Annotated in this window: 14 protein-coding genes; 12 read left to right on the forward strand and 2 right to left on the reverse strand. The window is 48.1% G+C overall.

Translation table 11 applies throughout. The annotated features are described in order from the left end of the window. Positions 1–222 precede the first annotated feature (222 nt). Positions 223–597 carry a hypothetical protein gene (locus tag WG89_RS26005; protein ID WP_062270581.1) on the reverse strand — a complete coding sequence of 125 codons (375 nt, stop codon included), beginning with the start codon at positions 595–597 and terminating at the stop codon, positions 223–225. Positions 598–873: 276 nt separating this feature from the next. Between WG89_RS26005 and WG89_RS26010 the strand changes: the two genes are divergently transcribed. From WG89_RS26010 to WG89_RS26025, 4 genes are all read left to right on the forward strand, one after another. Continuing rightward, positions 874–2,568, forward strand: coding sequence for a class I adenylate-forming enzyme family protein (locus WG89_RS26010; RefSeq protein WP_062270582.1), 1,695 nt, complete (start codon positions 874–876; stop codon positions 2,566–2,568). A 122-nt stretch (positions 2,569–2,690) separates the two neighbouring features. Then, complete coding sequence (locus tag WG89_RS26015) at positions 2,691–3,710, forward strand: MBL fold metallo-hydrolase (protein ID WP_153301836.1); 1,020 nt, start codon at positions 2,691–2,693, stop codon at positions 3,708–3,710. Positions 3,711–3,772: 62 nt separating this feature from the next. Next, the gene (locus WG89_RS26020; protein ID WP_062270584.1) at positions 3,773–4,372 is read left to right on the forward strand and encodes a short chain dehydrogenase; all 600 of its coding nucleotides are present in this window, start codon (positions 3,773–3,775) and stop codon (positions 4,370–4,372) included. Beyond that, positions 4,373–5,278, forward strand: coding sequence for an SMP-30/gluconolactonase/LRE family protein (locus tag WG89_RS26025; RefSeq protein WP_062270585.1), 906 nt, complete (start codon positions 4,373–4,375; stop codon positions 5,276–5,278). A gap of 44 nt (positions 5,279–5,322) precedes the next feature. Here the strand turns inward: WG89_RS26025 and WG89_RS26030 are convergent, their stop codons facing one another. Next, complete coding sequence (locus WG89_RS26030; protein ID WP_062270586.1) at positions 5,323–6,507, reverse strand: flavin-dependent monooxygenase; 1,185 nt, start codon at positions 6,505–6,507, stop codon at positions 5,323–5,325. Between the two features lie 449 nt (positions 6,508–6,956). Between WG89_RS26030 and WG89_RS26040 the strand changes: the two genes are divergently transcribed. The 8 genes from WG89_RS26040 (at position 6,957) to WG89_RS26080 (ending at position 14,072) form a co-directional block, all read left to right on the forward strand. After that, entirely contained in the window at positions 6,957–7,460 is a 504-nt protein-coding gene (locus tag WG89_RS26040; RefSeq protein ID WP_062270588.1) for a flavin reductase family protein, read from the forward strand. An 85-nt stretch (positions 7,461–7,545) separates the two neighbouring features. Beyond that, on the forward strand, positions 7,546–9,249 hold the full coding sequence (locus WG89_RS26045; protein WP_062270589.1) for an FAD-binding protein: 1,704 nt from the start codon (positions 7,546–7,548) through the stop codon (positions 9,247–9,249). Beyond that, positions 9,236–9,985 carry a glucose 1-dehydrogenase gene (locus tag WG89_RS26050; RefSeq protein WP_062270590.1) on the forward strand — a complete coding sequence of 250 codons (750 nt, stop codon included), beginning with the start codon at positions 9,236–9,238 and terminating at the stop codon, positions 9,983–9,985. The genes WG89_RS26045 and WG89_RS26050 overlap by 14 nt, the downstream gene beginning before the upstream one ends. A gap of 61 nt (positions 9,986–10,046) precedes the next feature. Further along, positions 10,047–11,108 (forward strand): ferredoxin--NADP reductase, encoded by a 1,062-nt coding sequence (locus tag WG89_RS26055; protein WP_062270591.1) that lies wholly within the window; start codon positions 10,047–10,049, stop codon positions 11,106–11,108. 89 nt (positions 11,109–11,197) lie between these two features. After that, positions 11,198–11,575: a Tse2 family ADP-ribosyltransferase toxin gene (locus WG89_RS26060; protein ID WP_062270592.1), complete on the forward strand. Its 378-nt coding sequence runs from the start codon at positions 11,198–11,200 to the stop codon at positions 11,573–11,575. Beyond that, on the forward strand, positions 11,572–11,805 hold the full coding sequence (locus WG89_RS26065) for a hypothetical protein (RefSeq protein WP_062270593.1): 234 nt from the start codon (positions 11,572–11,574) through the stop codon (positions 11,803–11,805). The genes WG89_RS26060 and WG89_RS26065 overlap by 4 nt, the downstream gene beginning before the upstream one ends. 305 nt (positions 11,806–12,110) lie before the next feature. Further along, a complete protein-coding gene (locus WG89_RS26075) occupies positions 12,111–12,428 on the forward strand; it encodes a hypothetical protein (RefSeq protein WP_062270594.1) in 318 nt (105 codons plus the stop codon). A 57-nt stretch (positions 12,429–12,485) separates the two neighbouring features. Beyond that, positions 12,486–14,072 carry a FadD3 family acyl-CoA ligase gene (locus WG89_RS26080; protein ID WP_062270595.1) on the forward strand — a complete coding sequence of 529 codons (1,587 nt, stop codon included), beginning with the start codon at positions 12,486–12,488 and terminating at the stop codon, positions 14,070–14,072. Positions 14,073–14,401 lie beyond the last annotated feature (329 nt).

Genomic DNA, 14,401 nt, shown 5'->3' on the forward strand with positions numbered 1-14,401 from the left:
CCTTTTGATCCTGTGCCTCGATAAGAATTGATCAGTGGAGACAGGTCGAGCTGGTCAACAACATCCACCACAAAGCGAGCCATATGACCTTCTGGAAGATAATCCTGGATGCTGGCAGGGAAAAGGTCGGGAGTGTTTCGGTCGACCGGTTTGAACTTCCACTTATTCATAGTGCTTTGAGTGTTACTGGTACTGGAATCAGGATTTTACCTGTTTTGCTGGTTAAGTCCGACAGGCTCCTAGGAGAGAGGCACAAAGTGCCACGAGCTGACCCTGCTGATTAAAAGTGACGGTAGCACACATACCACCAGGCAGTTTGGAACCACTTCGGGTAGTCATTTGTGGGTTGATCCCAAGGGGACCAAGGGCGCTGTGCACATCGGAATTGTATCCGTCACTGTGCATTGTGCTTTTGCTGTGGGGCGCCATGTGCAGATTGTCTGCGGGCATGCCTTCAAAAGGTTTGGGTGTTGCCGGACTGCCGACAAAGGCTGGAGCAGTGAGCTCGGCCGACTTTAACGCTTCGGGTTGCTGGTTTGGACTGCAGGCTGAAATCAGCAAACTGGCTCCAACCAGAAACAATGACCTTTTAAACATGGCGACGTCCTGTTTTGTTGTTTTTATAGTGACACTATAAAAACTAAGGGCGTAAAGTTGCAAGTCCTGATGCAGAAAAATCAGTCCCTTTTATGGGAAATATCCAGGCTATTGATAGTGGGAGAAAAACTGAACGGTAAAAAATGGCCGGATTTGTCATTGCTGATTTTGACAGGAAAGTGATGATAGATGGCAATGAGCTGGAGAAAAAAATGCCTATAGCGGAAAAAGAACGCCGACGGCGACAAAAATAGAATAACAAAGGATAACCATAAGATGTCCCAATCCATTGCCGCGTTAAAAGCAGTTGTAAGTGGGCTGACCCAACCTGGCGGTCAGTTTGAGATGGAAGACACTCAAAATAACGGAATCCAATACAGAAGCTTTAAAAACGCACCTGCCACTCTGACGGAAATCTATGAGGCCAGCACAGCCTTTGGCGATGCGCCTTTTCTGGTCTATCAGGACGAAACCTATAGTTTCAAGGAAGTGTTTGAGCTTTCCCAGAAACTGTCTGCCAGTCTGGTTCAGCAGGGTGTTAAAAAAGGTGATCGTGTAGCCATTGCTATGCGCAACTGCCCAGAGTGGGTCATTGCCTTTATTGCAGCGACTTCAGCAGGTGCCATTGCTGTGGCGTTAAACAGCTGGGGTGAAGCTGACGAACTGGAGTATGGCCTTTCTGATTCAGGTGCTTCTCTGGTGTTTGTTGACGGTCGTCGTCTGGAGTTGTTGTCAGACAAGCTGGATGATCTGGGTGTTAAGGCGGTAGCTGTCAGAGTGGATGGCGAGTTGCCCGCGAATACCCAATCCTGGCAGCAGGTTGTTGAGTCAGGAGCTTCCGCTCCCTCTGTTCAGATCAGTTCTGAAGATCCTGCTTTCATCATGTATACCTCAGGGACTACCGGTCGTCCAAAAGGTGCATTAACCTCTCATCGTGCAGCAGGTCAGGCCATCATGTGTGGCTCTATGGCAGGCATGGTGGTGGCTTCCCAGCATCCCAAGACCGTTGAAAGGCTTATGGCGCGTGGTAAACCTACGGCTATTATGCTTTCTCTGCCACTGTTCCACGGCAGTGGTTTGATCACCGTTATATTTAACGCTTTGAGAGGCGGTACCAAGGTTGTAATGCAGGCCAAATGGGACCCCGAAGATGCTCTCAAGCTGATTGAAAAAGAAGGTGTTGGTACGCTCTCGGGTGCTGCCAAGATGATCTGGGATCTGCTAGAGCATCCTGAATTTGATAAGTACGACACAAGTAGTATTTTCAGTATGACCGGTGTCGGTGCTGCCCAGCCCGAGACTCTGGTCAAAGATATTCTGAATACATTCCCGGACAATTTCCTGGGCACAGGATACGGAATGACAGAGAGCAACATGTTTGCCACTCTGAATACTGGTCCTGCATACCAGGAGAATAAAGACAGTGTTGGTCTTCCTTACCCGGTAACGGATATCAAGGTTGTCGATGATCAGGGTAAAGAGCTGCCAGTAGGTGAAGTGGGAGAAATCTGCATCAAAGGGCCAACCCTTGTTGATGGCTACTGGGGCAAGAAGGAAGCGACTGAAGGCACCATTATTGATGGCTGGTTGCATGGTGGTGACATAGGTTATCTGGGTGAAAATGGCCTGGTTTACGTTTGCGACCGGAAAAAAGATATGGTGATTCGTGGGGGTGAAAACATCTACTGTGTAGAAGTGGAAGCTGTCATCAATGCCCATACTGATGTCGATGAATGTGCTGTCTTTGGTGTGCCTCATGAACGTTGGGGTGAAGAATTGGCTGTGACACTCAAGCTGAAGGGGAATTCAGAGCTTTCTGAGGAAGATCTGAAAGAACACGTCAGTCGTCATCTGGCTAAGTTCAAGGTGCCTGCTTACGTGCATATTGCCAGTGAGTCTTTGCCAAGAAATGCCATGCAGAAAATACTGAAGCACGAAGTGCGTAGACAGTATCTGGAAAAGCTGGCTTAATTCTCCACAAGTCTACGATAAAAAAGGCTGGCAGGTTGAAATCTGTCCAGCCTTTTTTGTCTGCGGTCAGGCATCAGGCTTTAGTCTGCACCGATCTAAAAGCAATAATATGTGAAAAGCCTATGACTGAATTATCCTACCCGATCAGCGGGTCTCCAGAGCCGGGTCAGACCATTGAGGTGGTGCCCGGTGTCAAATGGCTGAGAATGCCGCTTTTCATGAAGCTCGATCACATCAATCTGTATCTGGTAAAAGATCATGACGGTTGGTTTATTGTTGATACGGGTCTGAGAGGAGAGAGTACGCGGGAGCATTGGGAAACCATCTTTGCGAATGAACTGGAAGGTTTGCCTGTAAAGGGTGTGATTGTGACTCATCTTCATCCTGATCATGTCGGACAGGCAGGCTGGTTGACGCAAAAGTGGCAGACTGATCTCTGGATGACCCGGACTGAATATCTTGCTACCCGCCTTTACTTGAGTACGACAGGTCATTCGGATGCTTATATCCGCTTCTTCGAGCGTGCTGGTCTGAATGATCAGGCTTTGGAGCAATTGAGAAAAGGAACCAGCGGCATCAGCAAGATGGTGGAGCCGTTACCTGGCAGCTTTCGTCGTCTTGAGCATGATCAGGTGATGAGTATCGGTGGGCGGGAATGGCGAATTATTGTTGGTTTTGGTCACTCTCCTGAACATGCCTGCCTTTATTGTGAATCTCTGAACCTGTTGATTTCAGGGGATCAGGTTCTGCCTAAAATAACTCCCAATGTTTCTGTTAACAGCACTGAGCCTGAGGCTGATGCCTTGAAGGTGTTTCTTGAGACTCTGGAGCGTTTGAAGGGTTTGCCCGAAGATACTCTAACCCTGCCTGCTCACAATGAGCCTTTTCTGGGCTTGCATACTCGTCTTCAGGATATGATCAATCATCATGAAGAGAGTCTTGATCGTCTTACCGTATTGTGTGAAAACCCTGTTCCAGCACTTGAATTGATTGAACCTTTGTTTAAAAGACCCTTGAAAGGGGCTGAAATGATGATGGGGATGGGAGAGTGTATCGCTCACCTTAACTACCTGATCAATCAGGGCAGAATGAAACGCACTCTTGAAAGCGGTGTTTATTACTACCAGTCTGTTGCTGATTAAGCCAGATTCGAAATCCTGCATTACACTCTGGAGTGTTTTCTGTTTTCTCCGGAGTGCCAGTCATGAAAATTGTTGTTGTCGGAGCCACCGGAACCATAGGTTCATCTTTGGTTTATGCCCTTCAGAATGATCACGAAGTGATTGCTGTGGGTAATAGCAGGGGGGATTATCAGGTGGATATGACATCTGAAGATTCTATCCGGGAGCTGATGAAAACGCTGGGTCGATTTGATGCTCTGGCGGTCACTGCAGGCAATATTTCATTTAATAGTCTAAAGGAAATGACCTCTGCTGAATGGCAGAAGGGCATCGATAGTAAATTGATGGGGCAGATTAATCTGGTGCGCTATGCAATGGATGCACTCAATGATAATGGCTCAATCACCCTGACTAGTGGAATTATTGCCCGCGAGCCCATTGCCAAAGGGGTTAGCGCCTGCACCATTAATGGTGCAGTGAATCATTTCGTCAAGGCAGCGGCTTTTGAAATGCCGAGGGGGATTCGGATCAACTGTGTCAGCCCAACGGTGTTGGAAGAGTCCTCAGCTTCCTACGGAGATTTCTTTCCCGGTTTTATTCCTGTCCCTGCCAGCACCGTCGCGCAGGCTTATAAGAAGTCCATAATGGGTATTCAGAATGGCCGGATCTTTGAGGTGGAATGAATGAGGTGCTGGCCGCTTCTCCTGTTACTGATTGTCGTAAGGGCTGAAACCAGTCCTCTTGGAATACCTGATTTCAAAGTAGCTGATTTGGAAGTTCTGGCAGTTGGCTTTCAGTTTACAGAAGGGCCAGCCTGGAACCCTGATGGTTACTGGATCTTCAGCGATATACCGGCCAATACTATTTATAAGTACACAGACAATGGTGTGAAAATCGGGACGATCTCTCCGAGTGGTTATGCTAATGGCAATGTCATCAATGCAGGTGGCCAGATTATCAGTGCCCGTCACAATCGGACGATGGGGATTACTGAAAAAGGAAAGCTGATCAATCTGGCAACTCACTATGACAAGGGTAAGTTAAACAGCCCGAACGATCTGGCCCTGGATCAGTATGGAAATATCTGGTTTACCGATCCTGTCTACGGCATTACCGGCAGCGGACCCGAAAAAGCAGCGCAAGAGCAGCCTGTTCGTGGTGTCTACCGTTTTGATAATAAGACCGGTCGTCTGGAGCTGGAAATTGGTGATCTGACCAAACCCAATGGCATAGCCTTTTCCAGGGACTGGAAGCGTCTGTATGTGTCTGACAGTAGTATTGGTGTCGTCTATCAGTTTGTTTTGGGAGAGGATGGCCGACCCGGTCCAAAGCGCTTTTTTGCCAAAGTGCCGCCACAGGTTAATCAAAAACCAAGAGTTGATGGTTTGGCAGTAGATCTGGAAGGTAATCTCTGGGTCACAGGCCCTAAAGCATTAGGGGTATTCGATCCGGAAGGTGTGCCTCTTTACCGGATGGATTTTCCGGATGCCAAACAGCTGACCAATATTGCCTTTGGTGGGCCGGATGGGCGCTCTGCTCTGGTGACTGCAGCTGACAGGGTTTATCACTTCAGAGTGGTTAAAGAATAAAAAAACCGGCCAACAAGCCGGTTTTTATGATCCGTAATAGTCTATTACAGGAAGAAGTCCGTGGTTTCGCGGCCAAAGGTTACACCGCCATAGTTTCTGGCGTACTTCTCAGGCTGGTTGGCTACGTGAGTGCGACCTGTCTGAATGTCACGGAAGGCACGGTTGACCTGATGATCCTGACGAATCGCAGCAGAACCACAGCTCAGGTACAGTTTGGTCACTGCATCAGCACAACGTGATGCCACCATGGCAGAGTCATAACGCCACTGAACACGTTCTTCGATAGTCAGCTCTTCACCATTTTCTGCACGCTCGGTCATGATATCGAAGTTACGATACATGACAGCTTTAAGTTCGTGGTAAACCCTCAGGGCATCCGCAGCAGCCTGCTGTGCAACAGGGTCTTCTGCAACATTTTTGGCGTCATGCAGAGCAATACGGTTGCGGTTGAAAGCAATGTAATCGTCTACAGCACCTTTCAGTGCACCAATGGCAGCAGAGGATACAGAGCGAACGAAGATCTGACCGAAAGGCAGTTTGAACAGAGGCGCTGTGTTTACTTCGTTGCCCGGGCTGTTCTGCATGAAGCCATCCAGAGAGCGGTGAGTACGATACTCAGGAACGAAAGCATCTTTAACCACAACGTCGTTAGAACCTGTACCCTGCAGGCCCATAACATTCCAGTTATCAATGATTTCATAATCAGCACGAGGCACCAGGAAGGTTCTGTAGTCAGGCGCTTCACCAGGATTCTTGGGCGGTACCATGGCACCCAGGAAAGCCCACTCACAGTGCTTGGAACCAGAAGAGAAACCCCAGCGGCCACTCAGTTTATAACCGCCTTCAACGTGCTCCACTTTACCTACTGGCATATAGGAAGAGGAGATAAGAACGCTGGTGTCTTCTCCCCAGACATCCTGGGCAGCGCGATCATCAAACAGGGCCAGCTGCCAGTTATGGATAGCTACAACACCCAGTACCCAGGCAGAGGACATGCAGCCTTCAGCCAGCTTGGTTTGTACTTCGAAGAAGTCGAAAGGCGTCAGTTCATAACCTTCCCACTTGGAAGGTTGGAGAATTCTGAAGAAACCCGCTTCCTGAAAGTCCTTGATGGTATCTTCTGGCAGGACACCCAGCTTTTCAGCTTCAGTTGCCCTTTCTTTCAGAACCGGCACCAGTTCCTCGGCACGCTCAAACAGCTGCTTTCTGATCTGTTCTTTATCGATCATTATTATTGTCTCCAGTGCATGCCCACAGCCGGTTACATACAAACGGATGAGCTGTAAGGCAGATTTGCGTTGGGGTGCTGAGAATAAAGTGCGATGTTCCCAACAACCTCCGGGTTCCCCGATGGATAAATTGAAACAAGCCCTATGACCAGTCACATCCTCTAAATGGACCATGTTGCCCATGTGTTTAGGGTAGGGGCGTATAAGAAGGTGAGATAAGTTGTATGACTTAATAAAAAGTGCCGGGAAATTGCTCTGAAGGTATTGCCAGTACTGGGTTTCGTCCCGTCCGTTGTCGGGCTGTGGCTTTAGTCTTGATGGACGATGCTGGCACGCAGGGCGAAGATGACAATGCCATTCAGTTGGAGCTATTTTTCGTTACCTTTCAGTATCGAGAGGTGACTGAAAATGGCTTCTGGATATAAAAAAGCAGACCAAGGAAGCCGTAGATGAGTCAGTCAGATACCCTTAAAAACCAGATGATGCAGTCCATGAGACGGCTTGCCAGTTCTGTTTCCGTCGTCTCTACGACCAATGGCAGCGACCGTCATGCTATGGCTGCAACGTCTGTCACTTCTCTTTCCATGGATCCGCCTTCACTGCTGGTTTGTGTGAACAAGTCGACCGCCATGCATGAAGTTCTGGATGAGGGCGTGGACTTCTGTATCAATGTTCTCAGTCAGGAGCAGGCTGAAGTTTCATCCGCCTGTGGTGGCAAGCTCAAGGGTGAAGAGCGTTTTACGGTGGGTAACTGGAAAGAAGTAGACAGTGGCTTACCCTATCTGGCAGACGCCCAGTCTATTGTGATGCTGGAACAGGATGGTCGTTATGAGTACGGTTCTCATACCATCTTTATCGGCAAAGTAAAGGAAGTGAAAAACAGCGAGGAGATCAACCCGCTTATTTATGTAGATGGACGCTACACAACCACTGCTGAAGCTGAAGAAGCCTGATTGAATCAAAGGGCTGATTCATTCAGAGACAGTTTTATAAGACGAGCCTGAGCAAATAACAAAAATAGAGCACCAGAGGGCCTTCATGAACAGAGCGCACCGTTCCGATCAAAGTAACGATATACCCAAGCCGGTTAAAGTGACGGGTCCTGATGAGATTCAGTGGCATCAGGAGCATGATGTTATCATTGTCGGCTTTGGTGGGGCAGGTGTCAGCGCTGCGCTTCAGGCCGCAGAGAATGGTGCCGATGTTCTGGCTCTGGATCGATTCTTTGGGGGTGGGGCTACCACATTGAGTGGCGGCGTCGTTTATGCCGGTGGTGGCAGTCAGTATCAGAAAGCCGCAGGCTTTGATGATACGCCTGAAGAAATGTTTAAATACCTGAAAATGGAAGTGAGTGACGCTGTCTCGGATGAGACTTTGAAGCGCTTCTGTGATCAGAGTATTGATAACCTGCAGTGGCTGGCAGATAACAAAGTCCAGTTTGCAGGTAATGTCCCTCCGGAAAAAACCTCCTATCCCGGTAAAAAATTCTTTCTCTATTATTCCGGCAACGAAGGCGTAGGCAGTTACGCTGAAAAGGCCAGACCTGCGCCCAGAGGGCACAGAACCGCTGGCGTGGGTATGTCAGGTAACAACTTCTTTTCCGCTCTGCAGCAGAGTGCTCTGGATAAAGGGGTAAAAGTTCAGGGGCAGAGTGAAGTTGTGGGTCTGGTCATGGATGAGTCGGGTGAAGTGCTGGGTGTTGAAATCCGTCATCTGCCAGAAGGTTCTGAAGCGGCCAAAAAGCATAAGAAACTGTCTAACTTCGCCACCAAAATTCATCTTTACGCCCGTAAGAAAGCATTCAGTCTTCGTGCCCAGGCCGAAAAAATTGAACATGAATTCGGTGAGACCCGCTTTATCAGGGCTCGTAAAGGCGTTGTTCTGTCTACCGGTGGTTTTGTGTTCAACAAAGCGATGGTTGATCAATACGCCCCCATCTACAGCAAAGGTCTGCAGTTGGGTGCCACGGGTTGTAACGGCAGTGGCATACGACTTGGGCAGAGTGTAGGCGGTGTGGTTGATCGTATGGAGAAAATGAGCGCTTGGCGTTTCATTAACCCGCCCAAAGGGTGGTCTCAGGGCATTGTGGTTAACAAGCAGGGTCAGCGTTTCTGTAACGAAGAAGTATACGGCGCCAAGCTGGGTTATGAAATGTGTGAGAACCAGGATGGCAAGGCCTACGTAATTATCAATAAAGCCCTGTTCAGAAAGTCTCTGAGTGATGTTGCGCCCTGGAAGGTCTGGTCGTTCCAGATGATGCCTGCTCTTATGACGATGTTTATGGGGGCTAAAAAAGCCAAAACCATTGAAGAGCTGGCGGAAAAAATCAAAGTACCGGCGGATAAACTGTCTGAAACCATCAGTGATTATTCTGCAGGAGCCAGAGGTGAGAAAGAAGATGTGCTGGGTAAATCAAAAGGCTTCCTGACACCTGTGGATGAGGGCCCCTGGTATGCACTGGACGCCTCCATTGACAGCGACCTGATGCCTTGCCCGGTTATATCATTGGGTGGTTTGAAAGTTTCTGAAGAATCCGGGCTGGTTCTGAATGAGCAGGGTCATACCATCAAGGGATTATACGCTGCGGGTCGAGCCTCTATCGGTGTAGCTTCAAACTTGTACGTCAGTGGTTTGTCCATCGCGGATTGTGTGTTCTCCGGAAGACGTGCCGGGCAACATATGACCTCAACCCAAAGTGTTGAGCCTCAGGTGAAGGAGGAAGCCGTCAGTGAACCGTGTTAAAGACAAAGTTTGCATAGTGACCGGTGCTGCTAACGGCATGGGTCGTGAAGATGCTCTCCTGCTGGCCGAGCAGGGTGCCAAAGTCGTTATTACTGATATCAATGAAGAAGCCGGTCAGGTACTGGCTGATGAGATCGGCGAGCAGGCCATTTTCATCCGTCACGATGTTGCCAGTGAGGCTGACTGGAAAAACGTCATTGATAAAACACTGAGCACGTTTGGTCGTCTGGATGTACTGGTGAACAACGCCGGTATTCTGGAACTAGCCTCCATTGAAGATACGGATCTGGCGCTCTGGCAGAAGATCAATCGAGTTAATGGCGACAGCATTTTTCTGGGCTGCAAATACGCCATAGAAGCCATGAAGGCCAATGGTGGTGGCTCAATAATCAATATGTCGTCTATTGCCGCTATTTCGGGACAGAGCTTTACCTGTGCTTATTCAGCCTCCAAGGGCGCTGTTTCGGCAGTCACTCGCTCAGTTGCCTTGCATTGTAAGGAGAAAGGGTACGGTATTCGCTGCAACTCAGTGCATCCTGATGGTGTGGATACACCCATGACCCAGAAGTATACCGGCGGTGCCCTGTCGGAAGAGGTGATGAACGATCCCAATAACCGAATCTGCCATCCCAGGGAAATTGCCAACCTGGTGCTTTTCCTGGCGTCCGATGAATCCCGTTTTATTAACGGAGCGGAACTGAAGATAGACAATGCCCAAAGCATCAGTGGTGGTTGAGGTCGCCTCCATCTTCACTGAGTGGCATTAGCGTAAAAAGAATAAAAAGAGAGAAGTAACCATGACAACAGAAACCAGCCTGAGCAAAACACGTTATCACAATCTGGAAGTGGCTGAAGTCATTGAAGAGACCCATGACAGCAAGTCCGTGGTCTTCAAAATTCCACAGGATCAGAAGGAAGCTTTCGAGTATTTGCCAGGCCAGTTTCTGACCCTGAAAGTCCCTTACGATGGCAAGCAGCTGGTGCGGTGCTATTCGCTGGCCAGTTCTCCTCACGTGGAAGTTGAGCACAAGGTCACCATCAAGCGTGTTGACGGTGGTCGTATTTCCAACTGGATCAATGATGAGGTCAAGGTTGGGGACAGCATCGAAGTGATGCCTCCTGCCGGTCTTTTCTACCTGAATGATGCTCAGAACGATGTGGTTCTTTTTGGTGGTGGTTCCGGTATTACCCCGGTGATCTCCATTTTGAAGTCTGCGCTGAAAACTACAGGACGCAGAGTCAAGCTGGTTTACGCTAACCGTGATGAAAACTCCGTCATCTTCCAGGAAGAGCTGAAGAAGATTGAACAGGCTCATGGTGACCGTCTTGAGATTGTTTATGTTTATGACTCTGTTCACGGCTTCCTGAATCCTGAAATGGTCAAGGAAGTGATTGCTGGCCACGTTGGTGCTGAATTCTATATTTGTGGACCTGGCCCTTTCATGGATACGGTGGAAAACACCCTGCTGGCCGAGGGTGAAGACAAGTCTCGTATTCATGTGGAGCGTTTTGTCTCTCCTGCTGATCCGGATGAAGCTGCAGCTCTTGAGGCTGAAGCTATAGCAGCTGCAGGTGATTCAACCGTGACTGCTTTCAAGGTTGAGCTGGATGGCGAAGAGCACACGGTTGATTATGAAAAAGGCGACACAGTTCTCAAGTCTATGTTGAAAGCAGGCATTGATGCGCCTTTCTCCTGCGAAGAGGGTATGTGCGGGGCCTGCATGTGTGAGATAGAAGGTGGAGAATCTCAGCTGGGAATCAATGAAGTGCTGACGGACGAAGAGCTGGAAGAAGGCTGGACTCTGGCCTGCCAGTGCCGCCCGATCAGTGGCAACATTACGGTTAAATTCCCGGATTGATCAAGAAAAAGGCCTAGACTCTTCTAGTGAATTTGGCTGGGTTGTGCTTTAAGTGCAAAAAATCGTAACAAGTTATAGGGAAGTAATTTATGTATCCAAAGGAATTCTATATATTGCCAGAAGAGTTGTTTAGGTTGGGTAACTCTTCATCTCCAAAACTGAGTAATGTAAGAAGCAGAGATGTAGATGTTACCGTTGTGAATGGCATAAAGGTCATAATTGCAAATGGCAAAGGTATCAGTGTGTTCGATGCAGAAGGTATAAGTAAGTCGCCAATGAGTGGGTGGGTTTGGCGTTTCCCTTCTGGTTGTACCCCTCCGGTCGGTTTGAAAATGGTTCAGGATAAGCCTCACCATTACTGTATTGCTCCGACCTGTAACATGCCTTTGGGAAAGTATGTTGGTTTGCTTGAAGAAATGGCGATGAAAGCAACCAGAGTGTACAAAAAAGATGGAAAAGTAGTATGAAGCGATTTGCTTTGGATTTAGCTGAGTCAGAGTTGAAAATTATTTTGGAAGCCTTAACGGACAAGGAAAAGGCTATGGCTGCATTTTGTGAGCAGTCAGATGATGAAGATATAGTTGCAGATACAGGTAATGATTTGATTGAACTGAGGCTTTTACTTGAACCATTGAAAGAAAAAGCTCTTGAGGCCTATGGTGAAGGTATTCTGAACTTTTCAAAAGATTTATTATGATAAAACTCTGAAAGACATTGACTTGGCAAGAGATAAAGTGGATGAGCTATGTCAGAGCTATCAGTTAAAAAGGTAAGGCATATTAAGTCTCATATTCTGGAAATTGAGTTTTCTGATGGATATGTGCAGATAGTCGATTTTGCCCCATTTATTTTTAGCTCCGGGCATCCTGACTATGACTGATATAAATCAGAGTCTGGTTTTTTGAGCTATGAGATTGTTGATGGAAATCTGAACTGGGATGATTATACGATGATTTTTCCTGTTGAGGATCTTTATCAGAATCGTTTATTGAAATAAGAAATATGGATATTGGTTTAGAGATTGTAGATAAAGCGATTCAAAGGTTGGTGAACTCTGTTGCAATGCTGATAGCAGCAGGGTTGTTGTGGAAAGGCTTTGCTCAGGGTAAAGAAAATTCAGAACTTATTTTCTGTTTAACTGTCGCTCTGTGTATGAGTGCACTTATATATATCACACTCTCGTTATGGGTAGCTATGACGAAAGTTGCTCGTTCTGAATTGTTCTGGACTTCAAAACTTTTGGTTGTTCTATGGCTGGGTCCTATTTATATGGTGCTTGGTGTGGCCATGCTTAAGATTGGTTTGGATAATCTCCAATAAAATATATCTAGTCTCTCCAGAACGGCATTAAAAAAAATAATAACAGGTGGCTTTATCATGTCAGACGTGACCACGTATCAAACCATTCCAGCATTGATGGACTATGTGGCAGAGCAGTACGCTGACCGCAATGCAGTAGAAGACGAAGGAAAGGTATTAACCTATCAGGAACTGAATCAGCTCCGGAAACAGGCAGCTGCCGCTCTGGCGGGTATGGGCGTGAAAGAGGGCGATCGTATCGCAGTCTGGGCTCCCAACATCTGGGAGTGGATTGTTGCTGCCACTGCACTTCAAACAGTGGGTGCCGCCCTGGTGCCGCTGAATACCCGTATGAAAGGTTCAGAAGCGGGCTATGTGCTGAAAGCCAGTGGTGCCAAGATTCTCTTTACCATTGATGAGTTTCTGGGCTCCAGTTATCCGGATATGCTGAAGGATGAAGACCTACCTGAGCTGGATACCATTATCACCTTCAGACCTGTTTCAAATTCTGATCAGACCATGAGCTGGGATGAGTTCCTGGGTATGGCGGATTTCTCTAACGAAGCTGAAGTGAATATTCGCCAGAGCAGGGTCAAAGCCGACTCCATGTCCGATCTTCTGTTTACCTCAGGTACCACAGGCAAACCAAAAGGGGTTATCACCCAGCATGGCCAGAATCTGCAGGTCGTGGCTGACTGGAGTGAAGTGGTTGGCGTCACAGAAGGTGATCGCTATCTGATCGTAAACCCTTTCTTCCATTCTTTCGGCTACAAGGCCGGCTGGTTAGCCGCGCTGATGAGAGGCGCAACCATTCTGCCACTTCAGGTATTTGATGTGCCTACGATCCTGAAGAAAGTGGCGGAAGAGAAAATCACTGTTCTACCGGGGCCTCCCACACTGTACCAATCCATTCTTTCCCACCCGGATAGAGAGCAATACGACATTAGCTCTCTGCGTGTTGCGGTGACAGGTGCGGCGGCTATTCCGGTCAGTATGATTCAGGCAATGGATGAAATTCTGGGCTTCGACAATATTGTTACGGCTTATGGACTGACAGAAGTTTGTGGTTTCGCAACCATCTGCCGTCCAGGTGATTCACCAGAGTTAATTGCAAACACTTCTGGCCGTGCCATGCCGGGTGTAGAAGTTCGTTGTGTTGACGAATTTGGTGTTGAAGTTCGCAGAGGAACACCAGGCGAGGTCGTTGTTCGTGGTCCCAATGTCATGCAGGGCTATTTCAATAACGATGCGGCGACTAAAGAAACCATTGATGCGGATGGCTGGCTGCATACCGGCGATATCGGCATCATGGATTCGCTGGGTTACCTGAAAATTACTGATCGTATGAAAGATATGATCATTACCGGTGGCTTCAACGTTTACCCGGCCGAAATTGAAAACCTGATGAGTAATCATAAAGCGATTGCCCAGGTTTCCATTGTCGGTGTTACTGATGAGCGTCTGGGTGAAGTGGCTGTGGCCTGGGTTGTGAAAAATCCGGATCAGGCGCTGGAAGAGAAAGAGCTGATCAACTGGTGCCGTGAAGAGATGGCCAATTATAAAGTGCCTCGTCACGTGCGTTTTGTTGAAAACCTGCCACTTAATGCCTCAGGCAAAGTCATGAAGTTTGAACTGCGTGACAGGGCAGAGCAAGAACTGGCCTGATTCTTAAAAAGCAGACCCTGTTGCAGCTGAACGTTAAACTCCATACCGTTCGCACTGAGCCTGTCGAAGTGCATTACCAGCATCCTTCGACAAGCTTGTATGTTTAACCTGTCTCTAATTATTTGTATAAGGTTAGAGGCGGGGGTGAGGGGCATCGACTGCTTACTGCCTTTCGGACAGACTGACTGAGAAATCCCCACCCACAAGCATGAGCGACGATTAGGAGCACTCCTACCTTACGGTAGACAATTTTTGCAAGCTAACGCCAGCTTGTGGTCACCCCCCCCCGTATGAAGATTAGATCTAGGTGACCGTTATGGAAACAATAC

The organism is Endozoicomonas arenosclerae, assembly GCF_001562015.1.
In the GTDB taxonomy this organism is placed as follows: domain Bacteria; phylum Pseudomonadota; class Gammaproteobacteria; order Pseudomonadales; family Endozoicomonadaceae; genus Endozoicomonas_A; species Endozoicomonas_A arenosclerae.

What these genes read in the sequence shown, in the direction of transcription:
- WG89_RS26005 (WP_062270581.1), bottom strand. Translation starts at nt 597, where the DNA reads ATGTTTAAAAGGTCATTGTTTCTGGTTGGAGCCAGTTTGCTGATTTCA.
- WG89_RS26010 (WP_062270582.1), top strand. Translation starts at nt 874, where the DNA reads ATGTCCCAATCCATTGCCGCGTTAAAAGCAGTTGTAAGTGGGCTGACC.
- WG89_RS26015 (WP_153301836.1), top strand. Translation starts at nt 2,691, where the DNA reads ATGACTGAATTATCCTACCCGATCAGCGGGTCTCCAGAGCCGGGTCAG.
- WG89_RS26020 (WP_062270584.1), top strand. Translation starts at nt 3,773, where the DNA reads ATGAAAATTGTTGTTGTCGGAGCCACCGGAACCATAGGTTCATCTTTG.
- WG89_RS26025 (WP_062270585.1), top strand. Translation starts at nt 4,373, where the DNA reads ATGAGGTGCTGGCCGCTTCTCCTGTTACTGATTGTCGTAAGGGCTGAA.
- WG89_RS26030 (WP_062270586.1), bottom strand. Translation starts at nt 6,507, where the DNA reads ATGATCGATAAAGAACAGATCAGAAAGCAGCTGTTTGAGCGTGCCGAG.
- WG89_RS26040 (WP_062270588.1), top strand. Translation starts at nt 6,957, where the DNA reads ATGAGTCAGTCAGATACCCTTAAAAACCAGATGATGCAGTCCATGAGA.
- WG89_RS26045 (WP_062270589.1), top strand. Translation starts at nt 7,546, where the DNA reads ATGAACAGAGCGCACCGTTCCGATCAAAGTAACGATATACCCAAGCCG.
- WG89_RS26055 (WP_062270591.1), top strand. Translation starts at nt 10,047, where the DNA reads ATGACAACAGAAACCAGCCTGAGCAAAACACGTTATCACAATCTGGAA.
- WG89_RS26060 (WP_062270592.1), top strand. Translation starts at nt 11,198, where the DNA reads ATGTATCCAAAGGAATTCTATATATTGCCAGAAGAGTTGTTTAGGTTG.
- WG89_RS26065 (WP_062270593.1), top strand. Translation starts at nt 11,572, where the DNA reads ATGAAGCGATTTGCTTTGGATTTAGCTGAGTCAGAGTTGAAAATTATT.
- WG89_RS26075 (WP_062270594.1), top strand. Translation starts at nt 12,111, where the DNA reads ATGGATATTGGTTTAGAGATTGTAGATAAAGCGATTCAAAGGTTGGTG.
- WG89_RS26080 (WP_062270595.1), top strand. Translation starts at nt 12,486, where the DNA reads ATGTCAGACGTGACCACGTATCAAACCATTCCAGCATTGATGGACTAT.